Consider the following 22,423-nt stretch of genomic DNA (forward strand, 5'->3'; position numbering starts at 1 on the left):
GAGATGTTCCGCAAGGTCCTGGTGGCGAACCGCGGCGAGATCGCCGTGCGAGTGATGCGCACGCTGCGCGAGATGGGCATCGCGTCGGTCGCGGTGTACAGCGACGCCGATCGCGATGCGCTGCACGTGCGCGTCGCCGACGAAGCGGTGCACATCGGGCCGTCGCCGAGCCGCGAGAGCTACCTGCTCGTCGATCGCATCGTCGACGCGTGCAAGAAGACCGGCGCGGAAGCGGTGCACCCGGGCTACGGCTTCCTCAGCGAGAAGGCGGAGCTCCCGCGCGCGCTCGCCGCGGCGGGGATCACGTTCATCGGCCCGGACGCGTCGGCGATGGACGCGATGGGCTACAAGACCTCGGCGCGCGCGCGGATGATCGAGGCGGGCGTCCCCGTCGTGCCGGGCGCCGACGCGAAGGACTTCGAGACGCTCGCGCGCGAGGCCGATCGCATCGGCTATCCGCTCATGCTCAAGGCCGCGGGCGGCGGCGGCGGCAAGGGCATGCGCGCCGTGCACTCGAAGAACGATCTGAAGGGCGCGTGGGAGCGCGCGCGCTCCGAAGCCGCGAGCGCGTTCGGCGACGATCACGTCTACGTCGAGAAGCTGATCGTCGAGCCGCGCCACGTCGAGATCCAGGTGCTCGGCGACAAGCACGGCAACGTCGTGCACCTGTTCGAGCGCGACTGCTCGATCCAGCGCCGCAACCAGAAGGTCGTCGAGGAGACGCCGACGCCGTCGCCGGTGCGCACGCCCGAGCTCATCGGGAAGATGGGCGAGGTCGCGGTCCGTGCCGCGAAGGCGGTGGGTTACCACAGCGCGGGCACCGTCGAGTTCCTGCTCGCGCCCGACGGCTCGTTCTACTTCCTCGAGATGAACACGCGCCTGCAGGTCGAGCACCCGATCACCGAGCTGATCACGGGGATCGATCTGGTGCGCGAGATGGTGCGCATCGCGGCGGGCGAGCCGCTCGGGTACACGCAGGCCGACGTGCAGCAGCGCGGCCACGCGATCCAGTGCCGCGTGTACGCCGAGGATCCCGCGACGGGATTCCTCCCGAGCCCCGGGAAGATCGAAGTGCTGCGCACGCCGAGCGGCCCCGGCGTGCGCGACGACGGCGGCGCGTACGAGGGGTTCGAGATCCCGAGCTTCTACGATCCGCTCGTCAGCAAGCTCTGCGTGTGGGCGCCGACGCGCGAGCTCGCGATGGCGCGCATGAAGCGCGCGTTGAGCGAGTACGTCGTCGGCGGCATCCGCACCAACATCCCGTTCCACCTCGCGCTGCTCGAGCACCCCGAGTTCGTGCGCGGCCGCTACGACACGGGCTTCATTCCGCGCAACGAGGCGACGCTGCTCACGAGCGGCTCCACGCGCGACACCGGCGACGCGATGGCGATCGCGGCCGCGGTGCACCGCGCGCTCTCAGACGATCGCGCCGCGAAGCAGTCAGCGCGCGAGGCGATGGGCGGTGGCGGCGCAGGCGCGCCGGGCATGAGCCCGTGGCGCCTCGGCGCGATCGCGAAGCTGCGCTGAGCGCACGACGGAACGAAGAGAGGCCGCACCGGGCTCGAGCCGGTGCGGCCTCTTCGCCGTTCACGCGAGCGCGATCACTCGGTCGCGGCCGCGATGTTCACCACGAAGCGACCCGCATCGACGTCGGAGTAGCCGTCGACGACCACGATCACTTCCTGGCCCTCGGTCGCCGTCAGCATCACGCGCGAGCGCGTGTTGCCCGCCTCGACGTCGACGTCGTCGTTGCACGCGAGGTTCTCGGTCGCGTCGCACGCCGCGCGCAGATACAGCAGCGTGTCGAACGTCGAGCCGATCGTGTCGAACACGTAAGTGCCCGCGGCCGGCGCGGTCCAACGGAACGCGCGATCGGGCGCGTCCGCGCCGTCGCACTCCTCGGTGCCGCCCGCGAGATCGGCGCCCGCGAGGGTCGTGGTGCCCGAGAAGACCGCCTCGCCCAGCGCGCTCGACGTCTCGCCCTCCGGGCACGTGCTCGCGGTCGTCCCGACGATCGTCGACTCGACGCACTCCGCCACCGCGCCGAGGAACGCGGTCGCGATCGCCTCGGGCGGATTCGCGCACTCCGCGCCTCCGCACTCCTCGAGCGCCTCCGCGTCGCACTCCGCGTCGGCCGCGCACTGCGACAGCGCACGGGCTCCGTGGGCCTGGCACGCGAAGTACGTCTCCGCCGCCGCCTCGTCGCTCACCGCTTCCCAGCCCGCGCGGTCACACGCGCGCGCCTCGGTCGAGCCCGCGTTCCCGAGCACGCAGTCCTCGGCGCTCGCGAAGCCCTGCGCCTCGTAGTCGCAACCGCAGAGCGTCGTCGCGAGCGAGACCTGCGCCATCTGCACCGCGTCGAAGGGATCGCCCTCGATCCCCGCGTCGCTGCCGCCGCCTCCGCCCGCATCGCCGGTGCCGCCGCCCGCGTCCGCGCCACCGCCGTCCGCGCCACCCGCGTCGTTCATCGGGGTCGTGCCGCCGTCGTCGTCACCACACGCCACGAGCGCGAGCGCGAGAAGAACCACTGCTGAAATCCGAGCCACGTCTCCATCCTCCACGCGAACGAACGAGCTCCCTCCAGCCCGATCGCGAAAAAGCGGCGACCGTACCGCCCGACACTCGCGACGCAACTGGCACTGTGAGGATCGGACGACTGGCACGCTGACTGGCACGCTCCGCGACGGACGTGAAGAGGCCGCCACCGGACTTCGAATCCGGCGGCGGCCTCTCGATTCCCTCGCTCGACCCGAGCACGGCCCGGATCTCGCGGTGGAGAGCTCTAGATCACGAGGGCGGCGTCTCTTCGCAGCGCCCCAGCTCCGGATTGCACGTCCAGCCTTCCTGACACGGGTGCTCCGCATCGCAGTCGCGATAACAGAGGCCGTATGCGTCGACGCCGGTGCCCATGCGGAAGCATCGATATCCGCTGGGGCACGTCTGCGCGTCGATCAGCGCCTCCGGCGGAGCGCAGGTGTTGACACACCAGCCCATCCCGCTGCCCGTGAGGTCACCCATGCAGATCGACATCTCGGTCGAGCAGGTGCCCGCCGGCATCTCGTCGGTGCCCGGCGTGCAGCGCCCGCCCGGCTCGTTCTCCGCGGGCTCGCCCTGGAATCCGCCGTTGCAGCCGACGGTCGACGCGGCGTTCGCCATCTCCGCGGTGCACGAGACGGGGCCCGAGTCGCTCTCGCTCCCCAGACCACCACCGTCGGCCGCTGGAACGTCGCCACCGCCGCTGTCACCACAAGCCACCGCGAAGAGCGCGGCGACGACCGCGAGCCACGCTCGCGCGCCCATCCCACTCGACATCGATTTCTCCTCCCCGTATCGGCGGCAAAAGGGCCGCGCGAAGGAAGTCCGTTGATGACGAGAGAGCTAGGTACCGCCGTGGCGCCGACAAGAACGCGACCCGATTCACGGGGCGCACTGCGCCGTGGCGCATCATCGAATGGTCCCTCGTCGGGGTCATCCGTCAGAGTCGGAGTCGCGGTGTGCGCGCGCGAATCGCGCGAGCGATCGTGGTGCGTGCTCGCCGTGCCGCGAGCGCGGGAGTCGCGCGAAGAGCGCAGCGAGCGAGTCAGCGCGAAGCGGGCGCGACGTCGTACGCGCATCGGAAGCCGACGAGCCACGAGCGGCGCTCCGCCGCGGACGGCACGTCGCTCGTGTCCGCAGGCATTTCCGCCGGAACGAACGCGCCGGCGAACTGGAGCCCGGGATGACCGATCGGCTCGCTCGCACCGACGTTGCTGAGCTCGTGGACGTCGCGAGGCAGCGGAGAGAGCTGGACCACGCCGAACGAGAGCGCGCCGACGGTCGTCGACGCCCAGTTGCTGCCCGCGAGCAGGATCGTTCCGCGCGCGAGATCCGACGGAGGACACTCGGCGCGCCACGCCGGGCGCGTGATCTCGATGACGGCGGTCGACGCGCCGCCATACGAGGTCTCGAGGTCGACCACGCAATCGAACAGGTGCTCGCTCACGTTGCCGCTGAGATCGAGCACGCCGTACGGGCTCGCGCCGAGCGGCGCGGATCCCACGGCGCGGGTCTCCAGCGCCACCGGCTCGCCCCACCAGAGCCCGACGGTCGCATGCTCGATCCACCACTGCTCTTCGCCGCCGCTCGCGGGGAGCGCCCAGCCACGCTCGCGCGTCGGCGGCGCGTCTCCCCAAGGGAAACGCCGCGATCCGGGACCAACCCCGCGCGCCGCTTTCATGAGCTCGGGCGCGAGCGGCAGGCGTCCTCCGTGGCTCTCGCAGAACGCCTCTGCCTCTTCGCGCGTGACGCACACGACCGGGTGCTCGCCGCGCGCGTCGTCGGGCACCCCGCCATGCCAGCCGGACGTCTCGGGCACGCTGTCGATCACGGCGGTGTCCGGATCGACGCCGAGCACGAAGCGCACCCCGCAGTCGTCCGGCGGCGCAGGCACGACGCCGGTGCGCACCGCCGCGGCGTACGCGTCCACGGTGACCTCGGTGCGATCGAGCCAGAACGTCGGAAGGATCGCCGGCGCGACCGGCGACGGCTCGATCTCCAGCGGAGCGGGCTGCTCGCCGTACCACCAGTAGCGCGCGAGCTCGAACGCTCCGCCGGGCACACACGCGACGTCGGGGTGCTCGCGCCCGCACGGGGCCGCCGCCGCGTCGACCAAGAACGCATCGGGGGGCGCCGCGTCGGGACCGATGAGCCCGGTGCGCGCGCCGCACTCGCATCCCGCGAGCGTCAGCGACCCGACGAGCAACGTCCTCGCGAGCGACGCGACCCCACGCGACGACGGATCCAACGCGATGCGGGCGACGGCTGGTTTCACGCGTCGATCATGGACGAACACGACGCATCTCGACAGTGGCGGGTCGGGCGCGAACGCGAAGCTCGACCGTGCGCGCGGAGATCGCGCCGGGCGACGAGCTACTTCTTCTTCACGAGCGGCAGCGGCTCCGCGACGCTGCGATCGTCGCTCTGCCACAGGCCCCTCGGCGCCGGCGACAGCACCGCCGGCGAGCCCGGCACCGTCTTGTTCGGCGCCTTCTCGACCGACATGCTCGCGCTCTCCGCGGGCAGCACGGCCGGCGTCTCCACCGCCTCGAGCTCCGTCAGCGAGATCTCCTGCGCGCTGGGCTCCGAGACCGGCGTGAGCGCGGGCGCGCCGAGCTTCGGCGTCGGCACCTCGAGCACCGGCTGCGGCGCGCCCTCCGGCGCGTCCTTGCCGAGCCTCACGCGCGCTGCGCGCACGCTCGCGCCGAGCGGCTCCGCGTCCGCGTGCTCCGCCTCGGCGCGCAGCACCGCGGCGAGCGCGCGCGCCATCGACTTCGCGTTCTCGAAGCGCGCGTCGGGGTGCGTCTCGAGCGCGGTGTGCACCGCGAGCGCGAGCGAGTACGGCACGTCCGGGCGCAGCTCCGAGAGCTTCGGCACGTCGCCCTTGCGCACCGCGAGCAAGACCTCGAGGTCGTTCTTGCCCGTGAAGAGACGCTTCTGCGCGAGCGCCTCCCAGAGCACCACGCCGAGCGCGAAGAGGTCCGACTGCGAGCTCGGCTTCGCGCCGCTGATCAGCTCGGGCGCGCAGTACGCGAGCTTGCCCTTGATGACGTTCGGTCGCGTCATGCTCGCGCGATCCATCGCGCGCGCGAGGCCGAAGTCCGTGAGCTTCACGACGCCGCTCACGCCGAGCAGCACGTTCGAGGGCGACACGTCGCGGTGGTAGACCGGCACGATCTGCCCGCGCGCGTCGACGCGCTCGTGCGCGGCCGCGAGCGCGCGGCACACCTCGATGCCGATCGCGGCGACGAGCGGCCACGGCGTCTCCCGCAGGCCCTTGGGGAACGAGCGGACCCACTGGAACATGTCCAGCCCCTCGATCCACTCCATCACGAGGTAGTAGCCGCCCTCCTCGTCCATGCCGAAGTCGAGGATCTGCACGACGTTCGGGTGATGGAGCTCGGAGCCGACGCGGGCTTCCTCCTCGAACATCCTCACGAAGCTCGGATCCGCGTGCTTCGCGTGCTGGATGCGTTTGATCGCGACGGGGCGCTGGAAGCTCCCGGCGCCGCGCGCCAGCGCCTTCCACACGACGGCCATGCCGCCTTCGCCTGCGGGAGAGACGAGCTCGTACTTCCCCGCGATGATCCTGCCCGGCGCGTCGACCGCCATCCGCTCCAGCCTGCGAGCGCCAGCGTACCTGATCCGCGGCGGCATTTCAGCGATGAACGAAATGGCCCGGGCGCCTCGACTCCGCGGAGACGCGAGGCTGGTATCCTCGCGGCCCGTGGGGCGGGACCAACCGGGGCGGCGGATCGCCGGGAAATACGAGCTCGTCGAGCGCGCCGGCGAGGGCGGGATGGCGACGGTCTGGCGTGCGATCACGCTCGGTGCGGAGGGCTTCGAGCGCCCCGTGGCGCTCAAGCGCGCACATCCCGCGCTGGCGATCGACCCCCAGTTCGTCGCGATGTTCGTCGAAGAAGCGCGCGTGAACGCGACGCTCGACCACCCGAACATCGTGCACATCCACGACTTCGGGAGCGACGAGCACGGCGAGCACTACCTCGTGATGGAGTGGGTCGAGGGGCTCGATCTGCGTCGGCTCGTCCACGCGCACGCGCTCGTCGAGGAGCAGGTCGCGTGGCCGATCGCGGTGGCGATCGTCGTCGAGGTGCTGCGCGGGATTTACGCGGCCCACACCCGCGAGACGCCCGACGGCGATGCGGCGCCGATCTTCCACCGCGACGTGACGCCGCAGAACGTGATGCTCGCGGTCAGCGGCGCGGTGAAGATCACGGACTTCGGGCTCGCGCGCGCCACCGATCGCGCGCGCGTGACGAACCCCGGCACGGTGAAGGGCAAGCTCGGCTATCTCGCGCCCGAGCTCACGCTCGATCATCCGCCGTCGGCGCTCACCGATCTCTTCGGGGTCGGCATCGTGCTCTGGGAGACGCTCGCGGGAGAGCGGCTCTTCGACGGCGCGAGCGACGTCGAGATCCTGCAGAAGGTGGCCCGCGCGAGCGTGCCGCCGATCATGGCGATCCGCCCCGACGTGCCGCCCGCGCTCGCCGAGGCCGTGCACACCGCGCTCGCGCGCGATCCTGCGCATCGCTTCCCGGACGTGCGCGCGATGGGGCTCGCGCTGCGCCGCGTGCTGCGCGACCACCTCGACGAGGCGCCGGACATGCACGCGATCGCGATGGAGGTGCGCGACGCGCGCGAGCAGCTCGGGCTCGGCACCGGTCGCCGCAGCGTGTCGTCGCTCGACGTCGAGCATGCGAGGCGGGTGCGCGCGGCGCTCTTCGGGACGTCCTCGGACGAGCGCGACGCGAGCGGTGCGATCCCGCTCGAGCTCAGCCGCAAGAAGCACTGACGCGCCGCATCCGCTCCGATCGAACCGTTGCAGAGAGACACCACGTCACGTTTCCGCGGCGCGGGTCGCGCTAGACTGGAGACGTGCCTGACATCGGTGCTCGGAGGCTCCCGCGTGGTGAGGCGCGCGTGACGTCGAAGGCAGGCGATCGGCGCCTACATCGCCGCGTGTGCGAGGAGGCGCTGCAGTGACCGCCACGGGTGCGTCGAACGACGCCACGGTGCTGGCGAAGCCGAACGCGCTCGGGAGCGCGAGCACCTCGCCGGGGGAGCTGCGCTGCGCGACGTGCGGCGCGACGCATCCGACGAGCTATCGCGTGTGCCCCAGCGACGGCACACCGCTCGGGAGCATGCCACCGGGCGCCGAGGATCCGATGCTCGGCGCGGTGCTCGCCGGGACGTTCCGTCTGCGGTCGCGCCTCGGCGAGGGCGGCATGGGGCTCGTGTACGAGGCCGAGCACCTGCGCCTCGAGCGACGCTACGCGGTGAAGGTGATTCACCACGGCTTCGCGTGGCGCGAGGATCTGCTCGCGCGCTTCGATCGCGAGGCGCGCGCGATGAGCCAGGTGCGCAGCGATCACGTGGTCGACGTGGTCGACGTGCTGCGCACGCCCGACGGTCGTCCGTGCATCGTCGCGGAGAAGCTCGAGGGCGAGGATCTCGAGCAGCACCTCGCGCGCGAGACGAAGCTGCCGGTGGCGAAGGCGATCCGGCTCTTCCGGCAGGTGTGCCGCGGGCTCGCCGCGGCCCACGCGCGCGGCGTGGTGCATCGCGATCTGAAGCCGTCGAACCTCTTCCTCGCGCGCGATCCCGCGGGCGGCGTGACGCTCAAGATCCTCGACTTCGGCGTCGCGAAGATCGGCGGCGACGCCGAGCTCACCGGCACCGGCGCGATCGTCGGCACGCCCGCGTACATGGCGCCCGAGCAGGCGCGCGGCGCGGCGAACGTCGACGCGCGCAGCGACGTGTACTCGGCGGGCGCCCTGCTCTACCGGATGCTCACCGGGCGCGCGCCCTACGGCTCGGCGGACGCGAGCGTCACGCTGGTGAAGCTGCTCGAGGAGTCGCCGGAGCGCGCGCGCACGATCGAGCCCGCGATCCCCGAGGGCGTCGAGGCCGTGATCGAGCGCGCGATGGCGCGCGATCCCGAGGCGCGCTTCGCGACGATCGACGAGATGGAGCACGCGATCGCGGTGTTCGATGCGGGCGGCACCAGCACGGTGATCACCGACGACGCGCGCCCGGTGAGCGCGTCCCGCGCGAAGTCGATCAACCGTCGCGCGAAGTGGGCGCGGCCGCTCGCGATCGGCGGCGCGCTGACCGCGTCGCTCGGCGCGGCGCTCGGCGTGGGCACGTTCCTCGCGCTGCTCGTCGACGGCCTGCGCGAGGGCGTGTCGATCCACGACGCGGAGCTCGTGCTGGTCCTGCTCGGGGCGGTCGTCGCGCTCGCGGCGGCGCTCGCGGGGAGCGTTCGCGCGCTGCGCGGCGCGTGGCGCAGCGGCCCCGCGATCGAAGCTGTGGGCACGCGCGCGTGGACCGCGCTCGGCGCGGGCGTCTTCACGTTCGGCGCGATGGAGATCACGTCGCGCGTGTGGTCGGTCGTCGCGCTGCTGCGGCCCGGTCACTGGGATCCGCTGTGGTCCGCGGCGCGCGTGGTGATCGCGCTCGGCGTGGGCGCGGTGGTCGCGGTGATGGCGCGGAAGCGCGCGTGAGCGAGCGGATCTTCGTCTCCGAGGATCCGAGCGCGGCGTCGCCTCCGCCGAGCGAGAGCGCACCCTACTCCGCGTGGGCGCCCTCGCTCGCGCTGCGCGCGCACGTGACGCGCATCCACCTCTGCCTCGAGCCGATCGCGGCAGGCGAGGAGATCGTCGAACGCGTGCTGCCCGACGGCACGGTGCACCTCGCGTTCACGCTGGGCGATCCGGTGCCGGGGCCGCGCGGTGACGATGCGCTCGACGCGGAGGTGCACGGCGCGAGCACCGCGCCCGTGATCATCCGGATGGCGGGGCGCGTCGAGCAGGTGGGCGTGCACCTGCGCGCGGGCGCGATCGGCCACGTGCTCGGCGTGCCCGCGGGTGAGCTCGCAGGCGAGCGCGTGTCGCTCGACGCGCTGTGGGGACGCGCGGCCGACGAAGCGCGCGAGCGGCTCGCTGCGGTGCCGCACGGACGCGCGCGGGTCGCGGTGATGGAGGCGATCCTCGGCGAGCGATTGCGCGGCGTGGATGCGAGCCCGCATCGCGCGGCGCTCGCGGCGTTGCAGCGCATCGTGGAGCACGGCGGTCGAGAGAAGGTGCGCGACGTCGCGGCGCACGTCGGCGTCGGCGAGCGGCGGCTCGAGCAGCTCTTCCACCAGCACGTCGGGCTCTCGCCGAAGGCCGCGTGTCGGCTCGCCAGGTTCCGCGCGGCGCTCGCGCTGATTCGACGAGGGCACGCGTGGTCCGACGTGGTGATCGCGTGCGGCTACGTCGATCAGTCGCACCTCGTGCACGACGTCCGCGCGTTCACGGGCCTCACGCCGGGCGCGCTGCGCCGCGAGTTCGGGTTTCTCCAATCCGCGGCCGGCGCGTGATCGTACGAGCACGTCCATGACGAACGAGAAGGTGCTCCGGGGTCGGGTGGCGATCGTGACGGGCGGGAGCCGCGGCGCAGGGCGCGGCATCGCGCTGGAGCTGGGCGCGGCGGGCGCGACGGTCTACGTGACCGGTCGGAGCACGCGCGAGTCCGTGCCCGACGTGTACCGCGGCATCGTCGAGCTGAGCGGCATGTCGCGCATGCCGGGCTCGGTCGAGGAGACCGCGGACGACGTCACGCGCGAGGGCGGGCGCGGCATCGCGGTGCGCTGCGATCATCGCGACGTGGACGACGTGCGCGCGCTCTTCGCGCGTGTGATGCGCGAGCAGGGACGGCTCGATCTCCTCGTGAACAACGCGTGGGGCGGGCACGAGACGTTCACGAAGGAGTCGCTCTCCGCGCCGTTCTGGGAGCAGCCGCTCGCGCACTGGAACGGGATGTTCGACGGCGGTCTGCGCTGTCACGTGATCGCGAGCCACGTCGCAGCGCCGATCTTCCTCGAGCAGAAGCGCGGCCTGATCGTCACCACGACGTTCTGGGATCGCGATCGGTACCTGCGCGGCAACCTCTTCTACGACCTCGCGAAGGCGTCGTTCAATCGGCTCGCGTTCGATCTCGCGGAGGAGCTGCGCCCGCACGGCGTCGCCTCGGTCGCGGTGTCGCCGGGATGGATGCGCACCGAGCTCGTGCTCGCGGGGCACCACACGACCGAGGAGCGATGGCGCGAGCGCCCGGAGCTCGCGTCGACGGAGTCGCCGCGTTACCTGGGACGCGGGGTCGCGGCGCTCGCGGCGGACGACGACGTGATGCGGAAGAGCGGGCGCGTGCTGTGCGTCGGCGATCTCGCGCGCGAGTACGGCTTCACCGACGTCGACGGTCGCGTGATCCCGCCCTTCGAGATCAAGTGAGCTCGGGGAGCGGGCCCTCGTGCACCGCGTGCTCGCTCCCGAAGTGCGCGTCCTCGCCGCCGAACGCGTGGAGGATCGACGTGAAGAGGTTGTGCGTCGACTCGCGCGACGTGTACTCGAGCGCGCCGGGCGCGGTGTCGTAGTCGATGTTGCGCCCGGTGCGGAAGTATCCGCCCGCGCTCCCCGCGAGGAGGATCGGCACGTTGTACGCGACGTGGACCGCGCCGTTCGAGAACTCGCTCGTGCAGAGCACGAGGCTGTTGTCGAGCAGCGTCGCGTCGCCCTCGAGGAACGTCGGATCGTCGAGGCCTTCGAGCAGATCGCGCACGAGGCTCATGCGCCAGCGACGGTTGGCGAGCATCTCCGAGACCCACTGGTCGTGCTGCCCCGCCGAGGGTCCGTCGGGGCCGATCTCGCGCGCGTAGTGGTGCAGCGAGTGGCCGATCTCGTAGCCCCAGTCGGTCCCGCCGACCCACGGCGTGATGATGTCGGCGATCTCGAGGTTCGCGACGTTCGTGAGGCCGCAGCGCAGCGCCGCGACGATGATGCGCACGTGCAGCGGGCCGATCACGTCGGCGCGCGTCGCTTCCGCGATCTCGTCGGGCGGCGCGCACATCGGCGGGGTCTCGAGCGCGTCGAGCTCGCGCTCCAGCGCGCGGAGGTGCTCGAGGTGCGCGTCGATCGCGGCGCGATCGCTCGCGGTCACGCGCGTGCGGAAGCGCGCGAGCTGATCGAGCGCTCCGTCGAGCACGCTGCGGCGGCGACGGATGCGGCGGAGGAGCGCGGGATCGGGCTCGCCGTCGCCGGTGACGCCCTCGAAGATCGAGTCGAACGCGGCGCGCGGATCGGGCTCGCCGTGGACGCGCTCGCCGGCGGCGCGGAAGTACGGCGATCCGTACTGATGGCCCGAGACGTCGAGGTGGATGCGCGAGAAGCGCGCGGGCTGCATCGCGGCGAGGCGCTCGGCGAGGACGTGATCGATCGAAGGACCGAGCGAGCTCGCCTCGTCGCCGGGGTTCGTGATGCTCGCGGCCGTGAGCGCCGTGACGTTCGCGGTGCCGTGCCCGCCGTCGGCGTACTGGCTCTGGAGGATGCCCGCGCGGTTGTCGATGCCCTGGAGCACGAGGAGCTTCGACGCCCACGGCGCGAGGTCCTGGTGGATCGGGCCGAGCTCGAGCGCTTCGCTCGTGCTCGCGGGCGCCCAGTAGTCGAGCCCGTGGCCCTCGCCGCGTCCGTCGGCGCGCCAGCCGCCGTCTCCGTTGGGCCAGCCGCGGTACATGTTCGAGATCGTCCCGCCGTGCTCGAACACGGTGAGGAAGCGCTTCGGCGCGTCGCCCTGCGCGAACGCGCGACCGTGCGTGTGCTCGAGCAGCGGGAGCGAGATGATCGCGCCGCCGAGCCCGACGAGGAACGCGCGACGGCCCGAGTGAAGACGATGGCTCACGGGGTCACCTCTCCGACGTTCACGTAGCGGAACGCGTCGCTCTCGACGATCGCGAGCACGAGCTCGCGCATGCTGCCGGACTCGCGGAAGCGCTCGGAAATGCGCTCCATCGAGCAGGTGTCGAGGCGCGCGGGCACACGACCGAGCGCGCGCTCGAGCCATCGATTCGAGAAGCACGCACGCGCCCGTGCGCTCGTCGCGATGCGCGTGCTGAGCTCGACCGCGTCGCGCACCGCGCCGTCCACGTCGGTGCCCGCGACGACGCCGCTCGCGTCGAGCGGCAGGCCCGTCGTGAGCTCTTCCGTTCGATGGCGCCCGATGCCGTCGTAGTGCTCGAACGCGAAGCCGACCGGGTTGATCAGCGAGTGGCAGCTCGAGCAGGTGCCGCTCGTGGTGCGCGCGGTCACGTCCTGTCGCACCGTGCGCAGGCCGTCGCCGTCGTCGCCGCCGTCGACGACGACGTCGCTCGCGTTCGGCGGCGGCGTGCCGAGCTCGACGCAGAACACCTCTTCGACGACGAACACGCCGCGGCGGATCGGCGACTGCACCGTCGCGCTCGAGAACACGGTGAGGAACGCGGCGCGCGTGAGCAGACCGGCGCGCTGCGTCGGGTCGAGCTCGACCCACTGCCAGTCGTCCGCCGAGGTCGGTCCGTCGACGCCGTAGACCGCGGCGAGCGGGCCGTTCACGTACGCGCGGCGCGTGGTGAGCAGATCCTCGAAGCTGCCGCCGCGCGCGAAGGTGTCGCGCACGAGCGCCTCGAGCTCGGTGCGCATCGCGGCCTGGAGCTCCGCGTCGTACTCGGGGTAGAGCGTCTCGTCCTTCGACGTCGACTCGAGCGCGTGGTGCAGGCGACCGCCGCCGAGCTGGAGCCACTCCCAGAAGAACGACTGCAGCGTCTCTTCGGCGCGCGGATCGTCGAGCAGTCGCTCGGCCTGCGCGCGCAGCCCCGCGGCGTCGAGCGATCCATCGCGCGCCGCGCCGAGGAGCGTGTCGTCGGGCGTCGTGTTCCACAGGAAGTACGAGAGCCGCGACGCCACCTCGTACTGCGAGAGCGGGCGGGTCGCGTCGGTCGCACCGGGCGCGCCGTGCTCCTCGAAGTACACGACCTCGGGCGACTGCAGGATCACCTCGAGCACGATCTCCATCGCCTCGCCGAACGTCAGATCGTTCGCGAGCGCGTTGCGATACGCATCCAGCAGCGCCGAGCGATCGTCGTCGTCGAGCGGACGGCGGAACGCACGGGCGCCGAACGTGTCGATGAATTCCGACGCGCACGCGTCGTTCGCCGCGCCGCTCGTGTCGCACGGGAAGATCTCGCGCGACCAGCTCGAGCGACGCGCGATCGCGAGCTCGGCCGCGTCGCGCAGCTGTCGCACACCGCGCTCCGTGATCACCGGCGCCTCGTCGTCGACGTTCGGCGTGTAGCCGGGATCGCCGAGCAGATCGCGCACGGTGTTGCGGTACTGCAGCGGCGTGAGGCGGCGCAGCGGCGCGGGTGCGACCTGCGGGATGCCGGTGTCGCACGCGACGGGCTCGCCGGGACCGCCGGGGCCGGGCCGCGGGCTCGAGCCGCTGGGACCCGCGGGGCCCCCGCCGAGATCGCCGGTGCACGCGCTCGCGAGCACGGCCGCGAGCAAGAGCGATGGACGTGGAAGCGCGGCGCTCATGAGGACAGCGTGCGCGAACTGCGCGGCGCGATCACTTACGGTTCGATCGCGCTGACACCGCCGAGGACTGCGACCGTGGTAGACAAGGTGCGATGCGCGCGTGGCTCCTCGCCGGCCTCGCAGGTCTGGCGCTCGGCTGTCGCACCGTGCCGGCGACGCAGGTGCTCGTCTTCTTCCACGCGGAGGACGAGCTCGCCGCCGAGGCGACCTCGATCCGCGTGCGCGTCGACACCGACGAGGGCAACGCGCTCGATCGCACCGATCCGCTGTCGCGAGACGGCGTGACGCACCTCGCGCGCGTTCCGCTCGTGCCGCGCGACGGAGATGCGAGCCGCCGCTTCCGCGTCTCGGGCGCGCTCCTCGACGCGCGCGGCGAGGTGCTCGTCGAGGTCTCCGCGGTCGGCGGGTACGTCAGCCACGAGCGACGCGAGCTGCACCTGTGGCTCGATCGCGAGTGCGTCGGGATCGAGCCGTGCGGCGACGGGCGCACCTGTCAGCTCGGCGTGTGCACCGGCGAGTGCTTCGAGCCGGGCCCGCTCGGCGACACCGCGCGCTCGCAGCCGCTCTGCGGCGAGTGCGAGACGTGCACGAGCGGCGCGTGCGCGCCGCGACGCGACGGCACGTCGTGCGGATGCGAGGGCGACACCTGTCAGGACGGGACGTGTCGCGCCGCGGTGCGCGTGCACAACGTGTTCGCGGGCGAGCTCCACACGTGCGCGACGACCGCGGGCGACGGGCTCTATTGCTGGGGCAGCGATCGCGCGGGGCAGACGTCGATCGGCGAGCAGCGCGCGGTGCCGACGCGCCTCGCCGCGAACCTCTGGTCGGTCGGTTCGTGCGGCACCGACTTCACGTGCGTGCTCGGCGTGTTCGGCGAGCGGCAGTGCTGGGGATGGAACGACGCCGGGCAGATCGGCGACGGCACGATGCGCGAGGAAGTGGTGGGGCCGACGGAAGTGACCGAGCCCGCGCTCGATCTGATCGACTCGGGGTGGAACCACACGTGCGGCATCGGCGAGGACGGGCGTCTCTACTGCTGGGGTGGCAACCGCAACGGCGAGGTGGGTGAGCAGGACATCGGTGGCGGCGTCGCGACACCGCGCCTGCTCGCGCCCGACGATCGCTTCCTGCAGATCGCGACCGGCGGGTTCCACGACTGCGCGCTGCGCACCGACGGTCGCGTCCTGTGCTGGGGCCTCAACGAGTCGGGCGAGGTCGGCACGGGGGACTTCGTCGATCGCACCGCGCCCACCGAGGTCGGCTGCATCGAAGGCGAGTGCGTCGACGACTGGATCTCCGTCGCAGCGGGTGATTTCCACACCTGCGCGATCCGCGGCGAAGGCGAGCTCTGGTGCTGGGGTGGCGGGCAGAACGGACAGCTCGGCACCGGGCCGATGTTGCTCGCGAACGTGGCGAGCCCGGTCGGGCCGATCGAAGGAGGCCCGTACGCGCTCGCGGCGGGAGGCGGCTCGCACACGTGCGCGATCACGTCGGAGGGCGCGCTCGCGTGCTGGGGCCGCAACGACTTCGGACAGGTCGGCATCGGCACCACCGATCAGAACAGTCGGCCGGCGGACGTCGTCGCGCCGGGGCGCGCAGCGTTCCGCGCGCTCGGGCTCGGGCGCGATCACACGTGCGCGATCCGCACCGACGAGACGCTGTGGTGCTGGGGCAGGAACACCGAGGACCAGCTCGGGCTCGGCGACGGCGCGGGCGATCGCGTGACGACGCCGCGACGCGTATGCTTCCCGCCGCCCGTGATCAGCGCACGTACGTCGGCTCGCTGAAGGTCGTGTCTTCGAGGTGGTACTCGAGCACGCGCCCGGCGCGTCGCGCCTCGCACGCGCCGTCCTCGACGAGCGCGGCGAGCGCTGCCTGGGCCGCGCGGAGCGGCGCGCCGACGGCCTCGGCGAGCTCCTTCGCGCTGCGCCCGCGATCCTCGGCGAGCGCCGCGAGGATCTTGTCGGCCAGCGAGCGACCCGCGCGCGGATCGGGGCACACCAGGCCGCGCTCGGCCTCGAGCCGCACGTGGCTTCCCTGTCGCTCGAGGTGCGCGATCCCGCCGAGCCACTCGCGCGCGCGGTGCAGCGCGACGTCGAGCGCGCCGCGATGGATCTCGGGCACGAACTCGAAGCCGTAGACGGCGCGGAAGCACTCTGCCTCGTCGAGCCCTCGAGGCCCGGCGAGGAGGAGCGTGGCGATGACGGTCTCCGCGCGCCCTTGATGTCGTCGCGACTGCTGCAGCGCGGGCACGCCGTCGAGGACGAGCGCGCGACCGAGGCGCACGACGCGGCGCGGCGCCGATGCACGATGCTGGAGCGCGTAGAGGATCGCGGACTCGGACGCGATGCCACGCGTCGTCGCGATGCCGTGGAGCGCGGGTGGGATCTCGGACGTCGCGCCGAGCAGGAACGACTCGAGCGGCGAGCCGTGCGGATCGCGCTGCGGATCGCAGGCGAGCACCAGCGCGTCGACGTCGTCGCGGAGGAACGGCGGGGCGCTCGCCGCGCGCGCCTGCAGCACACGCGTCGCGTCGTCGAAGCGCGCGCGGTCGCCCGACTCCGCCGCGTCGCACCACGCGTGGAGCGCGGCGGCGAGCTCGTCGCGCGCGAGCGAGGACGCGCTGCCTCCCGCGAGCGCGTGCTCGAACGCGAGCCACGCCCCGTGCGAAGTGACCGGCAGCGCGCCGAGCGCGCGCGTGATCCGGAGCGCGAGGTGCGCGTGCCCGCTCGCGCGGCGTGCTCGCGCGAGCACCAGGTGCGCGAGCGCCTCGCACAGCGGGATGCTCTCGGTGCGCGCCATGCGCGACGCGCGGCGCGCCGCCTTCACGCCCGACGCGACGTCGCCCGACGCGAGGCGCGCGAGCCCCGCGAGCGATGCCGCGTCGACCACGAGATCGGGCTGGCGTCGCTCCGACGCACGTGCGCCGCACGTCGTCGCGAGATCGAGCGCGAGCGCGTGGGCGCCCGAGAGCAAGGCGCGCCACGCGCCGATCAGCTCGGCAGCGACGTCGGGCGCGCCTTCGGTCGCGGCGGGTCGCGCGTCGGCGATCCGGTCGTCGAGCTCCGACACGCGCGCGGCGTCGAGCGCGAGCGCCGCGTGACGCGCGCTCGCCGCGAGCACCCGCACCGCGGATCCGCGATCGGCGTCGTCGGCGCTGCGGAGCCGGGATGGCGACATCGCGGCGACGCGCGCGTCACAGGTCACGCGATCACCGGCGAGCGCCGCGGCGATCGCGGCGCGATCGGCCTCGATGTGGGCGTCCGAGGGCATTGGTCGCGACCGCGGGCGAGGATACAATGGCGCGCGATGCGCTGGCTCCGTTCACGCCGCGCGAGCGCGTACGAGCCGCTCTCGGAGATCGCCAGCGGGGGCGTCGGGCGAGTCGAGCTGGTGCGTCGTCGCGAGGGATCCTTCGAGCGTCTCTACGCGCGCAAACGACTGCACGACGCGCACCGCGACGACGCGGAGTTCCGCACGATGTTCTTCGACGAGGCGCGCATCGCGGGCCTCGTGCGCCACGCGAACGTCGTCAGCGTGCTCGACGTCGGCGAGGACGACGAGGGGCCCTACCTCGTCATGGAGTACGTCGAGGGCGTGCCGGCCTCGGCGATCGTCCAGCACGCGATCGCGCGTCGCGCGGAGGTCCCGCTCCAGCTCGCGCTGCGCATCGGCATCGAAGCGGCGCGCGGCCTCCACGCCGCGCACGAGCTCACGGCGCCGAGCGGCGAGCCGCTCGCGCTCGTGCATCGCGACGTGTCGCCGCAGAACATCCTCGTCGGCTTCGACGGGGTCACGCGCGTGACCGACTTCGGCGTCGCGAAGGCGTTCGGTCGCACGACGCGCACCGCGACCGGCGTGCTCAAGGGCAAGCTCGGCTACATGGCGCCCGAGCAGCTGCGCTTCGAGGAGGTCGATCGCCGCGCCGATCTGTTCTCGCTCGGCATCGTGCTCTACGAGCTGCTCGCGGGACGACGCCTCTATCGCAACGTCGACGGACACGACGGAGTGCGACGCATCCTGCACGAGCCGCCGCCCGATCTCGGCGAGGTGCGCGCCGATGCGGCGCCGGAGCTCGTGGAGCTCGTGTTCTCGATGCTCGCGAAAGATCCGGCGCACCGGCCGCGCACTGCGCTGGAGGTCTCGCGCGTGCTCGACGACGTGCTCGCGGACGTCGTCGGGTCGGAGGGCAGGCTCGACGTCGGCGAGCACCTCCGCGAGGCGTTCGCGGGCGAGCTCCAGCGACAGCGGGAGCGATCGCGCGCACCGGCGCGCGCTGCGCTCTCGCGGGGGCCGCGCGCAGCGCTCACGGCGAGCGTCGTCGCGGGTGTGATCGCAGCCGCGATCTCGGTGTGGGCGAGCCTCACGCCCGACGACGAGCAGCGCGCGGAGACGACGCCTATCGTGCCCGCCGCGGCGGCGCCGGTCGCTGCGCCCGCGCCGGTGCCGGTGATCGAGGCGGCACCGCCCGCGGTGCACGACTCGGCGCAAGCGGACGTCGCGGAGGAGGCGCCCGCCGCGCCCACGACGCGATCCCGGCGCGCAGCGCGCACGCCGCGGCGCACGGCGAGCGGCGCAGGCAGCAGCAAGATCCCGATGTGGGAGTGGGAGTGACGCGGCTCCGCACGTTCGTCGTGGTGCTCGTGCTCGCGCTGCTCGCGCCCGCATCGATGGTGCATGCGCAGCGCGACGAGGCGCGCGCGCTCTTCGAGCAAGCGCGCGAGGCGCTCGGCTCGGGTGACTTCGCGACCGCGCGCGATCTGCTCGCGCGCTCGCTCGCGCTCGCGTCGAACGTCGGATCCGCATTCAACCTCGCGATAGCGCTGCGCGGCACCGGCGAGCTGCAGCGCGCGATCGAGACGTTCGACGCGCTGCTCGCGGACCGCTACGGCGCGCTCTCGCCCGAGCAGCGGCGCGAGGTCGAGTCGTTCCTCGTGCGCTCGCGGCGCGAGCTCGGGCACCTCTCGGTGCGCGTGACCGGCGCCGATGCGATCGAGCTGCGCATCGACGGCGTGCTGGTCGCGACCGCGCCCGACGGCGACGTCGTCGAGACCGCCGTCGATCCCGGTGAGCACGTCGTCACCGCGTCCGCGCCGCGCCGCACGAGCTACGAGGAGCGCATCGTCGTCGAGCGCGGCGCACGCCGAACGATCCGCGCCGAGCTCGGCTCGACGCTCCCCGGCACGCTCGTCGTCGAGAGCCCGACGCCCGAGGCGATCGTCGAGATCCTCGGCGTGGTGCGCGGCGCCGGATCGATCCGCCGCGACCTCCCGCCGGGCGAGTACCGCATCTCGGTCGCCGACAGCGCAGGACGACGCGAGACCACCGCGCGCGTCGACAGCGGCGAGCTGATGCGCGTCGTGCTCTCGGGCCCGAGCGCGGGCACGCCGATCGTCGAGAGCCCGTGGCTGTGGTCGGGCGTCGCGCTGGCGCTCGCTGCGGCGGCCATCGGCATCGCGGTGCCGCTCACGGTCACGCAGGAAGAAGCGCCCGTCTCCGATCCGATCTACGGCGTCGTCGTCACGCTGACGACGCCGTAGACGTCCCGTCCCTACCGTCCGCGGGACGAGCACTCCGGTCGGGACTCACTTCTTCTCGGCATCCGGGTAGCGCGGGTAGCTGCCCAGCACCGTCAGCGCCTGCACGCGCGTCTCGAGCGCCGCGAGCGCGGCCGCGACGTTCTCGTCCTCGCGGTGCCCTTCGACGTCGATCACGAACACGTAGCGCCACGCGCGATCGCGGCTCGGCCGCGACTCGATGCGCGTCATGTTCACGCCGTTGTCCTCGAGCACGCCGAGCGTGCGGCGCAGCGCGCCGCGTTCGGTCTCGTCGGCGATGATGAACGTGAACGTCGTGCGGTCACGGCCGGTCGGCTTCGCGTCGTCCTTGCCGATCATCACGAAGCGCGTCGCGTTGAACGCGATGTCCTGGATGCCCTCGCGCAGCACCGGCACGCCCATGATCTCGCCGGCGAGCGAGCTGCCGATCGCCGCGCCGCTCGCGTCACCGCCCGCCTCGCGCACCGCCAGCGCGGTCGACGCGGTGTGGACGATCTGCGCCTGGGGCAGGTTGTTCGCGAGGTACTTGCGGCACTGCGCGAGCGCCTGCGGGTGCGAGTACACGCGGCGCACCTCGGAGAGCGACTCGACGTTCGACAGCAGGCAGTGCTTGATCGGCAGCACGAGCTCGCGCCGGATGCGACAGCCGCCCTCGATCAGCGCGTCGATCGCGCCGGCGACCGAGCCCTCGGTCGAGTTCTCGATCGGCACCACGCCGTACACTGCGCGGCCGCGACGCACCGACTCGAACACGCCGTCGATCGTCGCTTCCTCGATGTACTGCGGGGCGTAGCCGAAGAGCGCGCGCGCCGCCGCGTGCGAGTACGTGCCCTGCGGTCCGAGGTACGCGACGGTCACGCGCGCCTGGAGCGACACGCAGCCGCTCAGGATCTCGCGGAACACCGCGAGGATCGCGGGCTTCGGGAAGCGACCCGCGCCGCGCTCGAGCAGGCGCTCGAGCAGCGCCTTCTCGCGCTCGGGATCGAGCGCGGGCGCACCGCTCGCCTGCTTCGCGCGACGCACCGCACCGACGACCTCCGCGCGCTCGGCGAGGAGATCGAGGATGCGATCGTCGATCGAGTCGATGCGCTGCCGCGCCAGCGCGAGATCGGGCACGGGCACGCCGTTCTCCGGCGTCGGAAGCGGCGTGATGATCGACTCGATCGAGGCGCGGGGATCGTCGCTCACGCCGGCCTCACGGGCAGGTGCCGCGGGGTCCACGAGCGCGCGCGCACGAACGCGACGGGATCGGGATCCGCGCCCTCGGGCCACGTGCCGACTCCGTCGTCGACCGCGCGACGCATCACGCGCGCTGCGACGTGCGCCGAGACCTCGCGGAGCTCACGGATCGGCGGGTACATCGCGCCGCTCGCGAGGTGGCGCTCCTGCACGTACTCGGCGAGCGCGTACGCGGCCTCGAGCACCATCTGATCGGTGATCTCGGACGCGCCCGAGAGCATCGCGCCGAGGCCGATCCCGGGGAACACGAACGCGTTGTTGCCCTGGCCGATCACGAAGCGCTTGCCGCCGAGCTCGACCGGCGCGAACGGCGATCCCGTCGCGACGATCGCGCGCCCCTCGGTCCACGCCAGCACGTCGGCGGGGCGTGCCTCGCACGACGTGATCGGGTTCGAGAGCGCGAGCACGATCGGACGCGCGCACTGCGAGCCGAGCTGCTTCACGATCGTCTCGTCGAACGCGCCCGCCTGACCGCTCAGGCCGATCAGCACGGTGGCGCGCCCCTCGCGCACCGTCTCGAGCAGATCGGGGCGCTCGCCCGTGATCTTCCAGCTCTCGATCGCTGCGCGACGCTGCGCGAGAGGCGCCTTGTACGCCTCCATCTTCGCGCCTTCGATCAGCAGGCCGCGCGAGTCGAGGACGAGCACGCGCGCCCGCGCCTCTTCGTCGCTCAGCCCCTCGCGGCGCATGCCCGCCTGGATCGCCATCGCGACGCCCGCGCCACCCGCGCCCGCGCCGTGGATCACCACGCGCTGATCGCGGAGTCGCTCGCCCTTGCCCGCGCACGCCGCGAGCAGGCCCGCGAGCGCGACCGCGCCCGTGCCCTGCACGTCGTCGTTGAACGACGGCATCGAGCGGCGATGACGGTGCAGCACGTCGATCGCGGCGTCCTTCGCGAGGTCCTCCCACTGCAGCAGCGCGCGCGGATAACGCCGCGCGAGCGCGCCGACGAACGCGTCGACGAGCGAGAGATACGCCTGGCCACGCGCGCGCTCACGACGCACGCCCTGGTAGAGCGGGTCCTCGCGCAGCGAGTCGCGATCGGTGCCCGCGTCGAGCAGCACCGGCATCGTGCGCGCGGGATCGACGCCCGCCGCGCCGTAGAGCGAGAGCTTGCCGATCGAAATCCCGATGCCGCCGTGGCCGCGATCGCCGATCCCGAGGATCGCCGACGCATCGGTCGCGACGACGACGCGCACGTCGTCCGCGGGCCACGCCGCGAGCAGCGCGTCGATGCGCTCGATGTCGTCGTACGTGATCACGAGGCCCTTGGGCTCCTGATGCACGTGATCGAAGCGCTCGATCGCCTCGGCGACGGTCGGCGTGTAGACGTACGGCAGCAGCTCTTCGAGGTGCGCGGCGAGCAGCGCCTGGAAGATCACGTCGCTGCGATCCTGGATACCGCGCAGATAGAGATGACGACCGAGCGCCGTCGTCTGCAGCCCGAAGCCGGCGTACGCACGCTCGACCTGCTGCTCGAGTGTCGTGATCGCGGGCGGCAGCAGGCCCTCGAGCCCGAGCGCGCGACGCTCCTCACGGTCGAACGCCGCGCCCTTGTTCGTCAGCGGATGTCGCAGCAGCTGCGCGCCCCGCAGCGTCGTCGCGAGGTACGGCGCGCCTTGCGCGTCGTATCGGACCTCCACCTCGCGCGCCGCGCCCGAAGCCCTGGAGACGACGCCGGTCACC

17 protein-coding genes are annotated in these 22,423 nt (G+C 72.7%); 8 read left to right on the top strand and 9 right to left on the bottom strand.

Annotation, left to right across the window (positions count from 1 at the left end):
• The first annotated feature begins 3 nt into the window (after positions 1-3).
• Complete coding sequence (locus tag DB32_RS25395) at positions 4-1,527, top strand: acetyl-CoA carboxylase biotin carboxylase subunit (RefSeq protein ID WP_053235230.1); 1,524 nt, start codon at positions 4-6, stop codon at positions 1,525-1,527.
• Positions 1,528-1,601: 74 nt separating this feature from the next.
• Here DB32_RS25395 and DB32_RS47070 read toward each other — a convergent pair whose 3' ends face one another.
• The 4 genes from DB32_RS47070 to DB32_RS25415 all read right to left on the bottom strand — a co-directional run bounded on the left by DB32_RS47070 (position 1,602) and on the right by DB32_RS25415 (position 6,147).
• Positions 1,602-2,528: a hypothetical protein gene (locus DB32_RS47070; RefSeq protein ID WP_053235231.1), complete on the bottom strand. Its 927-nt coding sequence runs from the start codon at positions 2,526-2,528 to the stop codon at positions 1,602-1,604.
• 259 nt (positions 2,529-2,787) lie between these two features.
• Positions 2,788-3,312 (bottom strand): hypothetical protein, encoded by a 525-nt coding sequence (locus DB32_RS25405; RefSeq protein ID WP_157069381.1) that lies wholly within the window; start codon positions 3,310-3,312, stop codon positions 2,788-2,790.
• Between the two features lie 268 nt (positions 3,313-3,580).
• Positions 3,581-4,810 (bottom strand): formylglycine-generating enzyme family protein, encoded by a 1,230-nt coding sequence (locus DB32_RS47075; protein WP_169791551.1) that lies wholly within the window; start codon positions 4,808-4,810, stop codon positions 3,581-3,583.
• Between the two features lie 98 nt (positions 4,811-4,908).
• Positions 4,909-6,147: a serine/threonine protein kinase gene (locus tag DB32_RS25415; protein ID WP_053235234.1), complete on the bottom strand. Its 1,239-nt coding sequence runs from the start codon at positions 6,145-6,147 to the stop codon at positions 4,909-4,911.
• Between DB32_RS25415 and DB32_RS25420 the strand changes: the two genes are divergently transcribed.
• From DB32_RS25420 to DB32_RS25435, 4 genes are all read left to right on the top strand, one after another.
• A complete protein-coding gene (locus DB32_RS25420; protein ID WP_169791552.1) occupies positions 6,119-7,348 on the top strand; it encodes a serine/threonine-protein kinase in 1,230 nt (409 codons plus the stop codon). The two genes, DB32_RS25415 and DB32_RS25420, sit on opposite strands and share 29 nt — an antisense overlap.
• Positions 7,349-7,535: 187 nt before the next feature.
• Complete coding sequence (locus tag DB32_RS25425; protein ID WP_053235236.1) at positions 7,536-9,059, top strand: serine/threonine-protein kinase; 1,524 nt, start codon at positions 7,536-7,538, stop codon at positions 9,057-9,059.
• On the top strand, positions 9,056-9,916 hold the full coding sequence (locus DB32_RS25430; protein WP_075098012.1) for a helix-turn-helix domain-containing protein: 861 nt from the start codon (positions 9,056-9,058) through the stop codon (positions 9,914-9,916). Before DB32_RS25425 ends, DB32_RS25430 begins: the two co-directional genes overlap by 4 nt.
• Positions 9,917-9,932: 16 nt before the next feature.
• The gene (locus DB32_RS25435; RefSeq protein WP_053235238.1) at positions 9,933-10,826 is read left to right on the top strand and encodes an SDR family NAD(P)-dependent oxidoreductase; all 894 of its coding nucleotides are present in this window, start codon (positions 9,933-9,935) and stop codon (positions 10,824-10,826) included.
• On the opposite strand, the gene DB32_RS25440 is transcribed toward DB32_RS25435, so the two are convergent.
• Entirely contained in the window at positions 10,819-12,270 is a 1,452-nt protein-coding gene (locus DB32_RS25440) for a DUF1552 domain-containing protein (RefSeq protein ID WP_053235239.1), read from the bottom strand. The genes DB32_RS25435 and DB32_RS25440 overlap by 8 nt on opposite strands.
• Positions 12,267-13,940 carry a DUF1592 domain-containing protein gene (locus DB32_RS25445; protein WP_053235240.1) on the bottom strand — a complete coding sequence of 558 codons (1,674 nt, stop codon included), beginning with the start codon at positions 13,938-13,940 and terminating at the stop codon, positions 12,267-12,269. The genes DB32_RS25440 and DB32_RS25445 overlap by 4 nt, the downstream gene beginning before the upstream one ends.
• A 92-nt stretch (positions 13,941-14,032) precedes the next feature.
• Here DB32_RS25445 and DB32_RS25450 point away from each other — a divergent pair, with 92 nt between their 5' ends.
• Complete coding sequence (locus tag DB32_RS25450; protein ID WP_053235241.1) at positions 14,033-15,727, top strand: RCC1 domain-containing protein; 1,695 nt, start codon at positions 14,033-14,035, stop codon at positions 15,725-15,727.
• On the opposite strand, the gene DB32_RS48510 is transcribed toward DB32_RS25450, so the two are convergent.
• Positions 15,702-17,213, bottom strand: coding sequence for a hypothetical protein (locus DB32_RS48510; RefSeq protein WP_053235242.1), 1,512 nt, complete (start codon positions 17,211-17,213; stop codon positions 15,702-15,704). The genes DB32_RS25450 and DB32_RS48510 overlap by 26 nt on opposite strands.
• A gap of 36 nt (positions 17,214-17,249) precedes the next feature.
• On the opposite strand from DB32_RS48510, the gene DB32_RS48515 reads away from it, so the two are divergent.
• Together DB32_RS48515 and DB32_RS25465 are read left to right on the top strand one after the other, a co-directional pair.
• Positions 17,250-18,554, top strand: coding sequence for a serine/threonine-protein kinase (locus DB32_RS48515; RefSeq protein ID WP_053235243.1), 1,305 nt, complete (start codon positions 17,250-17,252; stop codon positions 18,552-18,554).
• Complete coding sequence (locus tag DB32_RS25465) at positions 18,551-19,480, top strand: tetratricopeptide repeat protein (protein WP_157069385.1); 930 nt, start codon at positions 18,551-18,553, stop codon at positions 19,478-19,480. Before DB32_RS48515 ends, DB32_RS25465 begins: the two co-directional genes overlap by 4 nt.
• Positions 19,481-19,525: 45 nt before the next feature.
• On the opposite strand, the gene pheA is transcribed toward DB32_RS25465, so the two are convergent.
• The gene (gene pheA / locus DB32_RS25470) at positions 19,526-20,686 is read right to left on the bottom strand and encodes a prephenate dehydratase (protein WP_240481253.1); all 1,161 of its coding nucleotides are present in this window, start codon (positions 20,684-20,686) and stop codon (positions 19,526-19,528) included.
• Complete coding sequence (gene maeA, locus DB32_RS25475) at positions 20,683-22,422, bottom strand: oxaloacetate-decarboxylating malate dehydrogenase (RefSeq protein WP_053235245.1); 1,740 nt, start codon at positions 22,420-22,422, stop codon at positions 20,683-20,685. The genes pheA and maeA overlap by 4 nt, the downstream gene beginning before the upstream one ends.
• Position 22,423: the final 1 nt, after the last annotated feature.

This window comes from Sandaracinus amylolyticus (genome assembly GCF_000737325.1).
GTDB lineage: Bacteria > Myxococcota_A > Polyangia > Polyangiales > Sandaracinaceae > Sandaracinus > Sandaracinus amylolyticus.

What these genes read in the sequence shown, in the direction of transcription:
- DB32_RS25395 (WP_053235230.1), top strand. Translation starts at nt 4, where the DNA reads ATGTTCCGCAAGGTCCTGGTGGCGAACCGCGGCGAGATCGCCGTGCGA.
- DB32_RS25405 (WP_157069381.1), bottom strand. Translation starts at nt 3,312, where the DNA reads ATGTCGAGTGGGATGGGCGCGCGAGCGTGGCTCGCGGTCGTCGCCGCG.
- DB32_RS25420 (WP_169791552.1), top strand. Translation starts at nt 6,119, where the DNA reads ATGATCCTGCCCGGCGCGTCGACCGCCATCCGCTCCAGCCTGCGAGCG.
- DB32_RS25415 (WP_053235234.1), bottom strand. Translation starts at nt 6,147, where the DNA reads ATGGCGGTCGACGCGCCGGGCAGGATCATCGCGGGGAAGTACGAGCTC.
- DB32_RS25435 (WP_053235238.1), top strand. Translation starts at nt 9,933, where the DNA reads ATGACGAACGAGAAGGTGCTCCGGGGTCGGGTGGCGATCGTGACGGGC.
- DB32_RS25445 (WP_053235240.1), bottom strand. Translation starts at nt 13,940, where the DNA reads ATGAGCGCCGCGCTTCCACGTCCATCGCTCTTGCTCGCGGCCGTGCTC.
- DB32_RS25450 (WP_053235241.1), top strand. Translation starts at nt 14,033, where the DNA reads ATGCGCGCGTGGCTCCTCGCCGGCCTCGCAGGTCTGGCGCTCGGCTGT.
- DB32_RS48510 (WP_053235242.1), bottom strand. Translation starts at nt 17,213, where the DNA reads ATGCCCTCGGACGCCCACATCGAGGCCGATCGCGCCGCGATCGCCGCG.
- DB32_RS48515 (WP_053235243.1), top strand. Translation starts at nt 17,250, where the DNA reads ATGCGCTGGCTCCGTTCACGCCGCGCGAGCGCGTACGAGCCGCTCTCG.